The organism is Robinsoniella peoriensis, from assembly GCF_000797495.1.
Taxonomy (GTDB): domain Bacteria; phylum Bacillota; class Clostridia; order Lachnospirales; family Lachnospiraceae; genus Robinsoniella; species Robinsoniella peoriensis.
In genome coordinates, this window is the sequence record NZ_JTGN01000001.1 from 204966 (window position 1) to 221431 (window position 16466).

The window sequence follows — 16466 nt, forward strand, 5'->3', positions numbered from 1 at the left end:
TTACCTGAAAAAAGACAATGAAACAGATTGATGCGTTCCTACAGGATCTTGACCTGCGGCATGGGATTTGCAGGGCTTTTTTTCTTTTTGTGCTGATTTATACCGCCATATTTTGTAATCAGAACAACATCTTGGAATTATCTGACACGCTCCTGCTTAGCAAACAATTACTCTACTGCTATACCCGCTTATTTATGGATCTTCTTCATATATGCGCCCGGTGTGATTCCGCAAAGCTTTTTGAAGGTTGTTATAAAATGTCCCTCGGAAGAGAAGCCCAGACATTCGCTGATCTGGGTAATCCTCATCCCTTCTTTAAGGTATTCTTTTGATAGCGAAATTTTATATTTCAGAATATATGCAATCAGATTTTCACCGGTCTTTTTCTTGAAAAGCTTACAAAGATAATCCGGATTGAGATATACCTGTTTTGCAATGCCGCCCAGTGTCAGCTTCTCTCCTATATTGTTCTTTATGTACCGGATGACCTCCCCGATCAGGGTGTCTCCGCTGTTTGCACATACCGCCAGATCATCAAAGCCTATGATCCATTCCTGCATACACCGGAACAACTCTTCACAGCTTGCGCACTCCATGATTTTGCAGAACATTTCTTTGAGCTTATTCTCTCTCTCCTGATTCGGTGCCGATAATGCAGTAAGCACCGCAATAGTCTGCTTCATGGCTTCCTTTAATTCTTTTTCCGGTATCACCGGATAATCTTGTAAAAGCATATAGAGATTTCTTACATCCTCTCCAAAGGTGTTCATATCGTCTATGAAACGGCAGCGTTCCATGGAGTTTTTAATTTTATCCTGAATTTCTCTGGTAATCAGAAGATCTTCAAAAAAGCAGAATCTGCACTGCGGCTTATAAAACCGCTGGCTGAGGGCTATATCCGCCTGTTCGTAATATTTCGGCAGGTCAAAATCATCCTTTACCACCCGGACAATTCCAAAAGAAAGATGCATGTCCAGATATTGGTACATGGTTAGTTCCAGACGGTTACAGATATCTTTAAGCAGCTGCACCCCGTCCTCACGATAAGATATCACTGCCCAAAGCTTGGTGCTGTCCGTTAAAAATACCTTGCCTCCCGCCATGGTTTCTATAATATTCTGGCAGATCGCTGCTACAGAATACTCCACCCCTTTGACGGCACTCAATATTTCAACCTTGGGAATCTCAATGCACACCAGAAAAACAGACGCATCGCAGGGATTCATAAAAGCACTTTCAAAGCGTTCCCGAACCGCCTGTTTATCCGTAATAAATCCACGGAGAACCAGATTGGCATATTCTCCCAGAACTGCATTGGCATTGACATAACGGTGTTCTTCCATATCCGTATCATCGCATACCCGTTCTGCTTTTATCTCTTCTATTACCCTGGTGACTTCTTCCATCATATTCTGAGGCTCTATTGCACTTTTTAAAATATACCCGCTGACCCCAAGCTTAATAGCCTCCTGCAGATATGACACCTCGTCCACGCAGCTTAGAATCAGGAATTTACAGTCAGGCTGTATCCGCTTCAATTCCCGGATAAAGATAAGTCCATCCATTTTCGGCATCATAATATCCGCAAGCACAATATCCGGTACAATTTCCTTTGCCAGCCCAAGGGCCTGTTCTCCGTCTTCTGCCTCCCCAACTACCTGTAAACCGTACTCTTCCCAGGGAATTATGGATCTCATCCCTATTCTGGTTAATATTTCATCATCCACAATCATTACTTTTAACATGCTCATGTTCATCCCCACCTTTGCTTATTGCCGGAAATACCATGGTTACTGCGCATCCTTTTCCGGGTTCACTGCGAATCTCTATAACGGCGCTTCCTCCATAATGCATCTGCATTCTCTGATTGATATTCCAAAGTGCAATATTTTCTTCCTCATGGGCTTTTTCCCAGTTCTCTTTTTCATCCAGAAGTGTATCTACCTGTGCCTGTTCCATTCCAACACCATCATCGGTTATTTCAAAGACATAGTTATCTTCCCATCTCCGCCCTTTGATCACAATCCGTCCGATTCCCCTTTTTGGCAGCACACCGTGATTAATGGAATTTTCCACCACAGGCTGAAACAGCAGTTTTAAAATCATGCCCTCCATCATCTCTTTTTCCACATCAATCTCATAACTGAATTTGTTCTGGAACCGGATTTGCTGCAGATAAAGGTATTCTTCTACATATTTTAATTCTTCTTTTACTGTCACAAATATCCGGCTGTCCGAAAAATTGTAGTCCAGCATATTGGAGAAAGCAAGGATACTCCGGCTGATTCCTTCGGCTCCTTTTAGCTTCGCCATCCACCGGATACTGTTCAGGGTATTCCGGACAAAATGAGGTTTAATCTGTGCCTGCAGCATCTTCATTTCCATCTGGTGTTTATTCTGCTCCTGCTCTTTAATCTGACCGATGCTGTTTTTTAAATCCCCAGCCATTTCTGAAAATGCTTCCATCAGCCCCTCAATTTCATTTTTGTCACCTAAGGTCTGCACAGGCAGCTCTATATCCAGATTTCCCTTTCCAATCTCTTTCGTCATCTGGTTTAAAACCTTGAGCGGCTTAAAAATCTTCCTGCTGAAGAAAAACAGCAGAATCGTTATACAGATCACGCAAAGTAAGATCATAATATAATTCACCAGATTAATATACCTGAGATCACTGGTCAGATCATTCTGGGGAGAAATATTGACCATCTGCCATCCGGTATTGCACCCTTTAACTTTTACAGCATGGGTAAACAATATATACGTCTGGTTACGGTAGAGGAATGTCTGATATCCCTCTTTTCCCATATTGGAGAGCAGTTTCTCCCTTAGGTTCCCTGAAAGTTCTTCGTACCGCAGTTTACTTTCATCCCCCTGAATCAGACATTCTCCTTTTTCATCAATCAGAAAAACAGACCCGTTTTCTCCAAATAAACTTCTGGACAATAGCTTTGCAAAATAGGAAGCATCCATCCCCACAGCAATAACCCCCAGCTGTTTATCTGCTTTTAGAAGATTTGCACCACAGTAAAGCTGTGTGCCTGACTTCGATAAAATGTAATTATCATGAACATAAAATTTATTGGCAAATGTATAGGAGTGCCAAAGCCCTTTCACTGTCTCATCATTGCTAAATCCAACCCCCCGTGCATCTGACTGACCTTCCTTCAGTGCAAATGCTGATGTGAAGAATTCTCCGTTCTGGTTTACAATAATATAATGAAAAGGATATGCATTTTTTGTGGCATCCGAATTTTTCACGATTTCATAATATATCCCGGAATAACGCTGCTGAGTAGTTCCCCCCTGCTCCCCGGACACATAATTTAGAACTGCTGTATTATTTGCCGCACTTTTAACAATATCAAATTGAGCCTGCAGTGCATTGCTGACACTGTAGGAAAGACTTTCCGCCGTCTGGTCTGATAATTTATAAATCTTACTCTCTAAAATATTCTCAAATACGGATTTATTCACCAGGTTTTGTATCAGTAACGGAAGCAGAAAAAACAACAGTAAAAAGAAAATAATTGAGTATTTTAAATGATACTTCAGATTTCTTATCTTTCGTAATCCCATAGCCTGCCCCTCTCCAGTGGACTTTTTATTATTCCCTAATTATAACACAATCCACTCTGAAGCAGGACTACTACTCCACAGTGGATTCTGGAAAATTATGTAAATTCTTTCGGATAATGCTGGCGTACCTGTTTATGGTAAAGCTGATAAACCTTTATATTTTTTACAGCGATCATACTTGCATAAGCTTCAAAGCCAATTCTTCCAAACCTTCTGGAATCGATGGGATCAGGATCCGTTACTTCGATAATCAACCGTCCGTCTATCCGTAAAAAGCAATGCCCCTTTACACTTCCCACCTGGATATGATAGACCTTTCCGGGACAGAACTCGAACAGTGGTGTACCTACATTCAAAAGATAATCGGGTGATTTCTCTATTCCCACCTTCCCTTCCCACCAGCCCTGAACACCGGCTACATAAGCAATGCCTCTTTCCTTCTTCTTTTCATCCCAGCAGCCGTTCCACATTACATTAATATCGTGTGTTGACGGCTCCAGAACCTTTGCAAGAAAATCCACCATCACATCTCCATAAAAATCCTGTCTGGAGATTATCATCCCTGGATATTCATCCGGATTCTTCCCTGTGATCCAGCCATTTTTATAGTCCCACACGCCTGTTTTTATCTCAAAATCCCGCTCCAGAACTTCCCCTGATACTTTTTTATCATACAGTGGACAGTCCGGGTCATACCACACTTCTTTATGCAGCAGCCTCATATTTTCTCCTTTCCAAACACCCCTACTGTACAACTTCTATATCCAATAACCTGCAGACTGTTTTCACATCTTCCATCCAGTCACCATATACCATAATGATATGCTGTCCGGGCACCTTGTCCAGATACTCCTCCATTGGAATAGATGGTTCCAGCAGTACCGCCGGGAAGTCCGGTGTGGGTTCTTCCCATCCAAGTTCTGTCCATTTGGGTGCTGCTTTTGCTATTCCTTTTGAAAGAAACAGCTTAAACGCTCCACCTGTCTGATAAAACCGGGCAAAGGTAACTTCTCCGGTACGAACCTTTGATACATTGCTGATACCTGTATTGATTTCACCTAAGTTTGCAGCACGTATTTTTACTCCATTCTCGGTAAATTCTTCCGGTATAAAACCACATACCCCAACCAGTACTTCTTTTTCAAACACTTCGTAATGTTCCATAAATGCTGCCGCGTGTCCGGTAACTGCTGCCAGCAGAATACTGGTAACCAGGCCGTAGGCATCGCATTCGCAGATAACAGACAGGTCTTTTCCCGCCAGCAGGCTTTGTGCAAGGCAGGGATTCAGCCCCAGATGGTCTGTGGTTCCGTTCACACACTTAATGGAAATGGCATCTAAATCACTCCCGTCTGCTTTACTTTTCATGGCGTAATAGAGTCGGGCTGCTTTTTCCAATACCTTATCTGATATCTGGTTTTCAAACTTTAGATGCTCCCGAATATCAGCCACGATCTCTGCCGCCTGCTCCCGGGTACATTGTTCCATCCGGTTCATAATCTCGTATCCGGAATAATCTTCAATATCGATCCCCAATTTTTTAAATAAAGCTGTCTTATCGTAAGCACAGGTATACAGCCCCATATCAGCATACCCGATTAAACCGATTCTGGACTCTCTGATCTTCTTAGCACAGGCTGCCAGGTGAATAAAATGGGCAGCTTCTTCTGTTGCAGGCACACTGTCCGGTTTCTGAAGAATCACTTTTACAGTAAACCCAAATTCTTTGGCGACTGGGAGAAAGCCGGTAATACCTGCTGCTGCAGCAGGTGAATGCAGTTTTCCGGTTTCATCGGTAGTTCCTCCAATTCCCCAGATTAAAAGTGGAATACGGGTATTGTTTTTTAATATGTGCATGACATAGGGTGTGATATGCCAGGAGACAAAATTTAATATAAATAAATCCACCGGCATGCCTTCTATACTTTTTCTGCACATTCCTGCATCCTTTTCTGACATGACTTTATAACATCCCAGCAAATTACAGTCCATCCCTGCAACTGCTTCCTGCACCTTCTGAATCACATCTGCCAGATAATCCTGAGGATACATCGCTTCCCCCAGATGAAGCATAATTACATTAAGTTGTTTCGCATTTTTCACTGTTCTTACCTCCCATTGGTTTATTGACCGACTGCCTGCATAGCACAAATCTGCCTGACACACTGATTAATTTCTCATGTATCAACTTTCTGAATTCATTTTAGGGGAAAATCAGCTAAAAAACAATGTTACGCCTGGCTTCATTATTACAAAAAATTGACCAGTCACAAAAACCTATTCTCTGTTTTCCAGAAAAAGTTTCTTGAAACCGGTCAATATTTTAGAATTATGTCAATATGCTAAAATCTGGTTTACATTGTTCTCAAAATCGTATTCTATGGTTTTATAACTTTTCAAATACCGGGATCAGCGCCCGGTACAGTGCCTGGTAAAGCTGATATCCCTCCTGATAAATTTGTTCTTCCTGAAAATATCCGGGTTCATCCACATGAACAGCTTTTTCAACCGCTGCTTCCACCGAAGGGCAGATTCCTACTGCCACCGCACCCAGAATTGCCGCACCCAGAGATGTGGTTTCCTTATTGTTCATCACGCGAATAGGCTTTTGGCAGATGCCTGATTTTATTTCACACCAGAGCGGACTGGCTGCTCCGCCGCCCATAGAACGGATTTCCTGAACTTTTAGTCCCGCTTTCTCTAATGTTTCTATGATTTCTTTCAGCATATAGCCAATACCTTCCAGCACAGCCCTGGCAAAATCAGCCTTTGTAGTCGCCAGTGTCATCCCAAAAAATACGCCTTTCGCCAAATCACTGGGACAAGGTGCCGGCTTCCCCGCAAAATGGGCAAGCAGTATTAGTCCGTTACTTCCGGCAGGAGACTTTTTAGCCAGTTCATCAATCAAGTCATAAGCGGACTGTCCGTTTAAAAGGGCTTCCCTTTTCACTTCTTCAGCCAGCGTATCCCGAAACCATTTCAATACAATTCCCGCCGTATTGCAAAACGGCATATACAGATAGCCCTGTCCGTAATCTTTATAAATGGTAATCCGCTGGGGATTTGCAAAGTCCGGTGATGCCGTGGCTGCCCCCACTACCAGCGCTGTTCCTGTCGTTTCTGTCACCATACCTTCTCTGATATTTCCGGCACCAACCGCAGAAGCAACCTGATCCATGGCACCTGTCGTAACCCGGGTATGTATGGAAAGACCTGTTTTAGCCGCCGCTGCAGATGTAACATTTCCTACAATTTTCCCGCACGCACTGATTTGGGGTAACTTATCTTCATCCAGTCCTGCAGCTTTTAGCATCTCTGCCCAGTAACATTCCTCCCGGATATCAAACCATCCCGTGGAGGATAAAAGCGCCATTTCCGTAACCGCCCGTCCGGTGAGCCGGTAGATAAAATAATCCTCCAGTAGTAAGAATTTTTCTGCCTTTTCATATATTTCAGGCTTATGTTCTTTTAGCCACATCAGCTTAGCTGCCGGCGCCGCACCGGTAAATTCACCGGCTCCCGTATGGCGGTAAATCTTTTCTTCTCCAAGGACATCCTTCAGATACCGGGCTTCCTCCTTTGCCCTGGAATCAATCCAGACAATCGCGGGATACAGCGCCTGACCGTTGGCATCAATGGGTATCAGGGTTTCTCCCTGGGTTGTAAAGGTAACTGCTGCTATCTGCTCCATGTCTATACCGGAGCTTTCCATCCTCTTTATGCTCAAACAGAAAGCCTCCCAGTATACCTGTACGGGAAGTTCCACAATCCCAGCTTCAGGCGTGAGCAGATCATATTCACCGGAGTCAAAAAATACCACGTCAAACAATTCATTATAAAGGGTACACTTCATAGCGGTTGTTCCTACATCAAAAGTCAATATATATTTCATGTTCCGACCTCCTCTGTTTATTCTATTCTGATCTTAAACCTCTTTACTGTTTCTGTCAACACAAAATGATTGTTTCTTTCATTTAGGGATTGTTTCGATCATACAAAAAGCGTCTTCCGGAGTCACCCAAAAAACGCTTTCAACTGTTTCAAATACAATCCGCCGCGCGGCACTTTTACCCAATCAGACAGAACTCCCAGCCCATCACTTCCGCCATCATCCGCAGCGCTGTCTCACCTGCATAATAGACAATTGCACCATGATGCCCGCCGCCGGCCTTACTGTATCTGGATAAAAATTCGGAAACCGGAACATCCGGGCGAAACCATCCCCGCACTGTCTTTTCAAAATCAGGCGAAGTTTCCGTCATTTCTACCATATTTCCGGTGGCCATAATCAGCACAAACCTTCCTTCAGACAGTGGATTTAAATTAACAAAAGCCGCCCTGCCTTCTTTCATGCAGCCATAAAGTGCCGCCGGATTCCCAGCCGACGTATAGGGAAAATCCAGTTCTGTAAGCAAAGGCTTTCCAGCACCGATCCGCAGATTATATTCTCCCATATGGCTTAAAAATACCGTATTTCCTTTCCAGTCAGGGCAAAACATTTCCGCAAATGTAGTCTCTTCAAATCCCTTCATCAGTGCCGCCGTAAAGGAAGCCGTCAGGACATCCCCTTCTCCTGCATAACCGATTCCCGCCTCCATTGCCTTACAGGTCTCCATAAATGGCATCCTGGGCAGGGCAGGATTTTCATCTGTTGCCATAAAGTTTACGGTAAATGCATCCAGATTGTTTTTCCCGATCCATTTTCTCATAGCCAGATTTACTCTGGCTGATTCGGCATATACATCAAAAGTAAGATCTCTGCAGACAAACCGCTCACAGTCCATTTCCCATTCCGCTTTTATATCCGCTTCTGTTATACTCTCAAGCAGATCCACACTTTCGTTAAAATCATAATCGAAGATTGAAATACCGGTCTTTTCCTGAAGCACTTCATCCGGAAGGCAAAAATCTCCCATTCCTGTAAATGGTTCCCCAACTCTTCCCACCCGGCACTGCTTCATCCGGGCAGCCATCATTGCTCCTTTTGCCGCTTCGGATACGTTTTTGATTACGTCGGATTCCAGATAGTGACCGGCAAATACTTCATATGCCACATTATTTCTTCTTAACAGGCTGCACATATCCTGCACTCCGTGAATACCGTGGTTCTGCATAATCCTGCCTGCTCCTGTGATACCGTCAAAGGAATAATCCGGTGTGGTATCCAATACCAGAATGGGAAGAGAAGTATTTTTTAGTACCCGCTCCGATTCCAGAGATGGGGAATATGCCAGATGCAGTGTAATCACCGCATCTGCCCCCTGTTCTTCAAAGTCTGCAATGGCTGACTGAAATTCCTCCTCCTGCCTGCAGATATCATGGCGGAACAGTTCCAGTCCTGCCTGCTCCAATTTCTGTGCAATCTGCTCCTGGAACCACTCCACTTCCTTTCTGAGCCAGGCTTGTGTGTCATCGTAAAGTTTTACGTACAGACACAATAACCCTGCTTTTGGTCGTCTCATATTATTATCCTCCTGCGTGTTTCTTTTCCATAGTTGTTTTCAGACACGCTTCTGCCCGTTTATTTATCATAAGTATATTTTTCTTTAAATTGCTCTACGTTATCTTTGGTGATAATAATGGAACCGGAATCCACAACAGGCGGAAGGGGATTAATTCCCGCATCCAGATAATTCTGCGTAACTTTCAGATTTCCATTTACATAGTCATGAAGCCATTTAACGGCAATATAGCCTTCCACATATGAATTCTGAGCGAAGGATGCCGCAACTTCTCCGCTTTCAATCAATTCCAGTGTCGCGCTGTCCCTGTCTCTGCCTACAATCTTAATGCCGTCAATTCCGGCTTCCCTGACTGCAGTAGCAGCTCCTACTGCAGAAGGAGCCTGCATACCGATAATTCCCACTACATCCGGATTAGCCTGAAGTGCCGCACCAACCGCCGTTGCCGCCGTAGTCTCGTCTGCCTTATCATCTACTTCTGCAGCGATTTCAATATCCGGATGATTCTTCTCTAATTCATCCCTGCAACCTTCCATATTCGAAATTGCAGAGGGCTGTCCGCCGCTGATGAAGTTTGAAATGATTATCTTTCCTTTGTCACCGATTTCTTTTGCCATCTGCTTTGCCATTTCCACTCCGGTATTATATGGGTCACATCCCAGGAAAGAGAGGCGGTTAGATTCAATATCTGTATTCACGCAGATCACGGGAACCCCTGCTGCAATGGCATTGTCAATGGCTGCCCCGGTCTCCTGGAACTGTCCGTGAACCACGATTCCGGTCACTTTTTTCGCTACTGCCTGATCGATTGCTTCCGCCACTTTATCCGGTGCCAGATCCTGTGGTCCTGCATAGTACCATTTGGCGCCCAGACTGTGTGCCGCATCATTAACACCGGCTTTTAATGCATCAAAAAATTCCAGCTGGTTTACGGACATGATAACTGCATACTCTTCATCTGCGCCTGATGCCGCCTGAACTCCTGCTCCTTCTTCTGCTTTTGTCTCTGCCTTACCGTCTGTCTTCTCGCTGTCCCCACAGCCTGCCATTGATAATGCCAGTACTCCTGCCAATAAGATCCCCATCACTTTTTTGTACTGTTTCATACGTAAAATCCTCCTTTTTCCCTTTTATATAGTTTTTATTAAGCGGTAATTCCGGACGCCAGACGCATCATGCCATTCTCCGTCACTTCTTTACCGCAGAGTTCCCCGGTTATCCTTCCATCATGAAATACCAGTACCCGGTCGCAGGCTGCCATAATTTCCGGCATCTCCGACGAGATCATGATAATTGCCTTTCCTTCTCCAACAAGACGCCGAAGCAGCATATGTATTTCGGCCTTCGCACCTACATCAATCCCCCTGGTAGGTTCATCAATTAAAATGATATCGGGATTTGCCGTCATCCACATAGACAAAAGCACCTTCTGCTGGTTCCCTCCTGAAAGATTCCCCACCTTCTGTTTCACATCCGATAATTTAATCTGCATCTTCTGCTGGTATTCTTTTGCATTCTTTGTGATATGTTTATAATCCACAAGTCCTTTTTTCACAAACTTTCTTCCGTTTGCCGCACTCATATTGTCTTCGCTGCTCAGTTCCAGAAACAGCCCTAACGTCTTACGCTCTTTTGTAATGTAAGCGATTCCGTTTTTCTTGGCATCAATTGGGCTGGTGATCTTAACCTGCTTCCCGCCGATTTGGATGGTTCCTCCGGTTTTCTTTCTCCAACCGAAGATCGTCTCCACCACCTCGGTACGTCCAGACCCTTCCAACCCTGCAAATCCCAGAATTTCTCCCCTTCTAAGGGCAAACGTCACATTTTTTACCTTTGATCCGCTGCATAGATTTTCAGCACGCAGAATTTCATTCTGTATCTTTGAAGTTCCCACCCCATAATCGTAAGCCACATCTCTGCCAACCATATACCGCACCAGATCATCCTTGGTCAGTCCGGGACTGTTTGGAAATGTTGCCACATGTTCACCATCTTTTAAAACCGATATTTCATCTGCCAGATGCAGCACCTCATCCAGTTTATGGGAAATATAAACAATGGAAACATCTTTCGCCTTTACCTGGTCAATCAGCTTATACAGCAGTTCTACTTCCATATCCGTCAATGCAGATGTGGGTTCATCCAAAATCATAAGTTTTACATTCATAGACAAAAGCTTTGCAATCTCCACCATCTGCTGCGCCCCCAGGCTGATGTGGTCCATACTGTCCGTTGGCCTGATATGCCCCAGGCCGAAGCGCTCCAGCAGTTTCTCCGCTTCTTTGTACATTGTCTTGTAATCAATACATCTTCCTCTCTTTGGAAAGCGTCCGATAAAAAGATTACTCGCCACATCCAGATGTGAAAAATTATTAAGTTCCTGATATACAATACCAATGCCTGCTTTTAAAGCATCCCCGGGATATGAGGGATTCAGCTCCTGTCCATCCATGACCATCAGCCCTTTATCTCTCTTATAGGCACCGGACATAATTTTCATCAGCGTAGATTTTCCCGCCCCATTTTCTCCGATAATACAGTGCACACTGTTTTTCTTAATAGACAGGCTCACATCATTCAGCGCTTTAACTCCGGGGAAAAATTTACATATATTTTGTAATTCGATTAAATTTTCCAAACTGCTTCCTCCTCCTTAAGCGCCGCCAGCCATCTGTTCTGCTTTTTCAGGCTGACGGCATTACGGTCTGTCAAACCCGTTTTTTCCCCATCACGCTGCTGCCTTTAATTTGCGCTGCTTATTCAGCTGGTCAATCGCAACTGCAATAATCAAAATGGCACCCTGGATCACCTTTGTATAACTTGCATTAATATCCAGCAATACCAGTGCGTTGCTGACAACCTGCATAATGGTTACGCCAAGAACCACTCCTATCAGGCTGCCCTCGCCGCCGTCCATGGAGACACCGCCAATCAGCAGTGCCACCACATTTCTGAATTCCAGACCGGTTCCGGAGTTCTGGGATACGCTTCCAAGCCTGGCTGCCAGCGTCATACCTGCAAATGCAGCGACTGCTCCTGTCAGGGCATAGCTGATATAAATGAATTTTTTGGTATGAATCCCCGCCAGCAGCGCGGAGTTTTTATTGCTGCCGATAAAGTAAGCTTCATGGAAAAAATTAACGTACTTTAATACAAAAATACCTGCCACAATGATAATTACCATATAGATGATAGTAAACGGAACGCCCCCTGCTTCCATCCTGCCAAAGCTTTTAAATGCTGCCGGAAGATTGGAAACGGTATTCCCCCCTGCCAGCACCAGTGCAATTCCCTGATATGCCATCCAGGTTCCAAGAGTTGCAATCAGAGGTGTAATCTTGAACTGATTAATAATCACTGCATTGATTGCTCCCAATACTGCTCCGGCCAGAAGCCCCACCAGAATACCGAGCCAGGCAGGAGCCCCCGCTCCCATAGCCATACAGCCGATGTAGCTGGAAAGACACAGCGTTGACCCTACGGAAAAATCAATATTACCGGCAATAAGAGAGATAGCCATTGGAATGGCAATCATCATGTCCACACTCATTCCCTGGATCAGGACTCTGATGTTGGCACTGGTTGCAAAAGTACTGGTACTGATCATCAGGAAAATCACCATAATTGCAAGTATAATTGCAATGGAAAGCTCTCTCATCTCCAGTATCTTCCACAGCGTATTTTTCCTGACTCCCGAAGCAGTATGCGCCTTTCCTTCTACTGCCTCTGATTTTACACTTCCTTCTTTCGTTTCTGTAACACCCATGTTTTCATATCCTCCTTTTTTGAAAATCATACCTTACCCCAATATTAGAAATTGTTTTATCCTGTAAAAATCACTTCCCTCCTTTTCGAAACGCATCCAACGCATTTTTGTAGAAAATCTGTTCTTTTCGTATATGGTCATTTCCTATGGCATCCAGCATATTCTTAAGCTGTACATAAGCGATAAAAGTGAATTCCGCTTCTGCCTCTGCTCCTTTTTCATGCCTGTTCCATCCAAAATTTTCTCTGCAATAATTGGTGGGTGTATCCGTATGCCACTCCCGCATTCCATGCCAGGTCATAATTGGAAAATCCGTTCCGAATAAGATCTGCCTGCTGTCCAGCCGCTCCATAGCCATCTGATGAACCCCTGGATTTACCACCGCCGCCGTATCAAAATAAAACCCTTTTAAATCTTCCCCCAGCGCCGTGATTCCCTGGTTAAATATTTCCGTTGTAAAGCTCCGTCCGAAATGTGCAAGAATGATATGTATATCCGGGAATTTCTGTCTGATTTCACGCAGTTCCCGTATGTTGTCAGGAGCCGGCAGTCTTCCTTTTCTGGGAAGATGCAGCATTAAAGCCTTCTTATGCCTGTCCAGAACAGAAAGCTGACTCTCCGGCATAAAATCATATATGCTGATATCAGCCCCTTTTATGGCAGACGCCAGATAAGGATACGGCTTAAATCCCAAAAACGGATTATTCACAAGTATTTCTTCACAGTACTGTGCCGTCCACTCCGGCCTCACACTCATCAGGGCATCAATCTTTCCTGTTTTCGCCAGTCCTGATAAATATGCATTATTTGCAGGTATATCCACTTCTGCCAGGGGAAATGGGAAAGCCGTCAATAAAATCTGTTTACCCGGAAACATGGTCTGATAATAATGCTGAGCCGCTTCATATTCCATCTGAAGCCCGCATTCCAAAGCCCAATCCATTGAAATCCGCTCCTTGCTTACACCTTTTACATGTTCTTCCAGATTCATATGCACATGCACATCTGTTATTTTTTCAGGCAGCCTTTCTTCTAAATATTCGTTATAAAATTCAATATCCAGCTCTGTCTTATGAAACCATTTATTGATCATATTGCCACTCCCTTCTTCCCGGTACTATGATAGATTTCCCTGACTATGATCCAGTTTTTTTTGTAAGCTTCGTATTTCTTACGGTAAAATGTCTTTAACTTCACGGATACATCAGGCATACGCTCGTAAGTAACCATGGTTCTTACCGCCATAGGATAATCTTTATATATTCCGTATTCTACAGCGGCAATCATTGCCGCTCCTACGCAAGCCGCATCCGTCTGGGTAACCCGGATTACCTCACAATCCAGCACTGCCTGCAGCATAAGCATCCAAACTCTGCTGTTTAAAGCACCGCCCATTACTCTCAGACTGTTAATCTGTGCCCCATTTTCCCGGTAATCCTCTAAGAGCATCGCCGTATGAAAGACAATTCCTTCCATCACAGCCACTGCCACATCCAATTTGTCGTGTTTTAATTCCAATCCAGTCAGCGTCCCTTTTGCCCTGTCGTCCCATACAGGGCATCCTGCTCCCGTGAGATAAGGGAAAAACATAAGCTCTTCCTCTCTTCCTAACTTTTGGACAGCTCCGTCATTTAAGGCTTCATAGGTGAATCCCCCCATCTGGTCTTTCCACCAGTCCAGTACAATACCACCGCCACTAATGGATGATAAAGCTCCCCACAGCCCCGGCACAACATGTCTGGCAGGTGAGATTCCTGATTTTGTCAGCATGGGTCTATCCGTTATACTCATCACTGCCCATGCCGTGCCTGTACCAAGGAGCAGATCCCCATTTTCCACGCTGCCTGACCCCAGTGCACAACAGTACTGGTCATGGGCTCCGTTATATACTTTTACCTCAGCCGGCAGCCCTAATTCCACAGCGGCATTCCCTGTCAATGTTCCCAGATATTCCCCTGTCCTTTTTATTTCCGGAAGCAGCTCTGACGAAATGCCGATATCCCCCAATATCTTTTCATCCCACTTCCAGGTCTGTATATCCATCATCTGGCGGATTGCTGCATTGGTAGGATCGATTACCGCATTTCCTGTCAAATGATAATTCATATATTCCAGGGTGGAAATAAATTTTAAAGCCCGCTCTGCATCTTCCCTGCGATTTCTTTTCAGCCAAAGCATTTTACAGGCATCCAGGCTGGCACTTAATTCCCATCCTGTTTTCGAATAATAATACCCTTTGCCTGCCTTTTTTTCTAATTCCTCCACCTCTTTCATAGCTCTTTTATCCATCCAGGTAACCGCATTTCCAATGGCATGGAAATCAGCATCCACCAGCAGGGAACTGGCTCCCTGAGTAGAAAGCGCCAGTGCCGCAACCTGGGATTTTTCACACCCTGCACAGGCTTCTTTAACTGCCTTAACGGAAGCCTCCCACCAGTCTTCTGCCCTTTGTTCTACGATGCCCCCCTCTCCCGGAATCGTCTTGTAGCCCTGATATCCTCTGCCCTGCTGCTTCCCGTTTTCATCTATCAGCAGAGCCTTTGTCCCAGTCGTCCCCACATCCAGTCCAATCACAAACATGCTGCCACACCTCATTCCTTTCGATTTTCAAGGGTGCGCCTGAATGATACTCGAGACACACATAAGCTTTTAGATGAGTCTCAATACTCATTCCGGCTTCTATTTTAATTCCCGCATCTTCTCTTTCCACTTCCTCCATGCTCTCCGCCAGCACCGACCAGGGTTCACAGCCCAGGGTATAGTTTCTTCCATACCAGGGATACCCCTGTGCCGCACAATTCGGCTCCCAGATCCAGAGATACGGAAACATATCTTTCTCCCACTCCATTCCAAATCCAATGTGCAATCCATGGTTCCAAACGCAATACCGGCTGTCTTCTATTCCGGAAATCCCATATTCCAGATACTTCTTTTCTCCCGGATTACGCACTCTGGATAAATCCAACTCATTTCCGTTAACATCTTTTACCACCGGCCAGTCCATCTGCCTGTTTGCCGGCAATGCACTCTGTATATTTAAAGTATGTACCTTACAGTCACCATTTATAATAATCTCGCAGTTCCCATCCAGAAACGGTGCACCCAGAGCAGGATGATGTCCCCACATAAACTGCAGTGGCACCGCACCTTCATTAGTGACCCGCTCACGTATATAAAGAGTAGGGTCACCGCTTTTTAAGGTCATCCATTTTTCCAGATAGAACGGCGTCTTCGCAGTGCGGATCTCAAATTTCACCGTTATCTCTTCCTCGGTATCTTTTTCAATCTGGTAATCCCACTGTGCTACACAGACCTCACCGTGGATACCAAGTTCTGCATTCATATAGGTACTTGCCGCCCCGTAGTTGGGAAATAACTCCTGCCACCCGCCTTCGTATAAATCTAAAAATCTTCCATATCTGCTGTTCTTGGTCGTTACAAAAGTCTGCGGATTCTTTACCCCATGAAAAGAATGCCACATAAAATCCAAATCCATCGGTTTATAAACAAATTCAAAGATATCACTGCCTTTCCCTGCCAGAACCCCAATATGCAGGTATTCATTTTCCAGATTAACCTGCCTGACCCCCTGATACACTACTTCCCGGATCCTGCAGTTATAATTTCGCTGGTTCCGATAGCTTTCCACTGACTGATACATC

General features: G+C 44.6%; 12 protein-coding genes. All 12 read right to left on the minus strand.

Going from position 1 to position 16466, the window contains the following annotated elements; all coding sequences use genetic code 11:
• Nucleotides 1-188 precede the first annotated feature (188 nt).
• Nucleotides 189-1751 carry a response regulator transcription factor gene (locus QR40_RS00860; protein WP_044292941.1) on the minus strand — a complete coding sequence of 521 codons (1563 nt, stop codon included), beginning with the start codon at nt 1749-1751 and terminating at the stop codon, nt 189-191.
• The gene (locus QR40_RS00865; protein WP_044292942.1) at nt 1720-3576 is read right to left on the minus strand and encodes a cache domain-containing sensor histidine kinase; all 1857 of its coding nucleotides are present in this window, start codon (nt 3574-3576) and stop codon (nt 1720-1722) included. The genes QR40_RS00860 and QR40_RS00865 overlap by 32 nt, the downstream gene beginning before the upstream one ends.
• Before the next feature lie 95 nt (nt 3577-3671).
• Complete coding sequence (locus tag QR40_RS00870) at nt 3672-4298, minus strand: hypothetical protein (RefSeq protein ID WP_044292944.1); 627 nt, start codon at nt 4296-4298, stop codon at nt 3672-3674.
• A gap of 22 nt (nt 4299-4320) precedes the next feature.
• Nucleotides 4321-5679 (minus strand): hypothetical protein, encoded by a 1359-nt coding sequence (locus QR40_RS00875; RefSeq protein WP_044292945.1) that lies wholly within the window; start codon nt 5677-5679, stop codon nt 4321-4323.
• Nucleotides 5680-5962: 283 nt separating this feature from the next.
• A complete protein-coding gene (locus tag QR40_RS00880; protein ID WP_027293738.1) occupies nt 5963-7468 on the minus strand; it encodes a xylulokinase in 1506 nt (501 codons plus the stop codon).
• A 175-nt stretch (nt 7469-7643) separates the two neighbouring features.
• Nucleotides 7644-9038, minus strand: coding sequence for an L-arabinose isomerase family protein (locus tag QR40_RS00885; RefSeq protein WP_044292946.1), 1395 nt, complete (start codon nt 9036-9038; stop codon nt 7644-7646).
• A 59-nt stretch (nt 9039-9097) separates the two neighbouring features.
• Nucleotides 9098-10144: a substrate-binding domain-containing protein gene (locus QR40_RS00890; RefSeq protein ID WP_052377766.1), complete on the minus strand. Its 1047-nt coding sequence runs from the start codon at nt 10142-10144 to the stop codon at nt 9098-9100.
• A 38-nt stretch (nt 10145-10182) separates the two neighbouring features.
• Nucleotides 10183-11676 carry a sugar ABC transporter ATP-binding protein gene (locus QR40_RS00895; RefSeq protein WP_027293736.1) on the minus strand — a complete coding sequence of 498 codons (1494 nt, stop codon included), beginning with the start codon at nt 11674-11676 and terminating at the stop codon, nt 10183-10185.
• Between the two features lie 90 nt (nt 11677-11766).
• Nucleotides 11767-12804, minus strand: a complete 1038-nt coding sequence (locus tag QR40_RS00900; RefSeq protein ID WP_044292947.1) for an ABC transporter permease — start codon at nt 12802-12804, stop codon at nt 11767-11769.
• Nucleotides 12805-12874: 70 nt separating this feature from the next.
• Nucleotides 12875-13897, minus strand: a complete 1023-nt coding sequence (locus QR40_RS00905; protein ID WP_044292949.1) for an amidohydrolase family protein — start codon at nt 13895-13897, stop codon at nt 12875-12877.
• Entirely contained in the window at nt 13894-15384 is a 1491-nt protein-coding gene (locus QR40_RS00910) for an FGGY-family carbohydrate kinase (protein ID WP_044292951.1), read from the minus strand. The genes QR40_RS00905 and QR40_RS00910 overlap by 4 nt, the downstream gene beginning before the upstream one ends.
• Nucleotides 15326-16465, minus strand: a complete 1140-nt coding sequence (locus QR40_RS00915) for a DUF4432 family protein (RefSeq protein ID WP_052430643.1) — start codon at nt 16463-16465, stop codon at nt 15326-15328. The genes QR40_RS00910 and QR40_RS00915 overlap by 59 nt, the downstream gene beginning before the upstream one ends.
• Nucleotide 16466 lies beyond the last annotated feature (1 nt).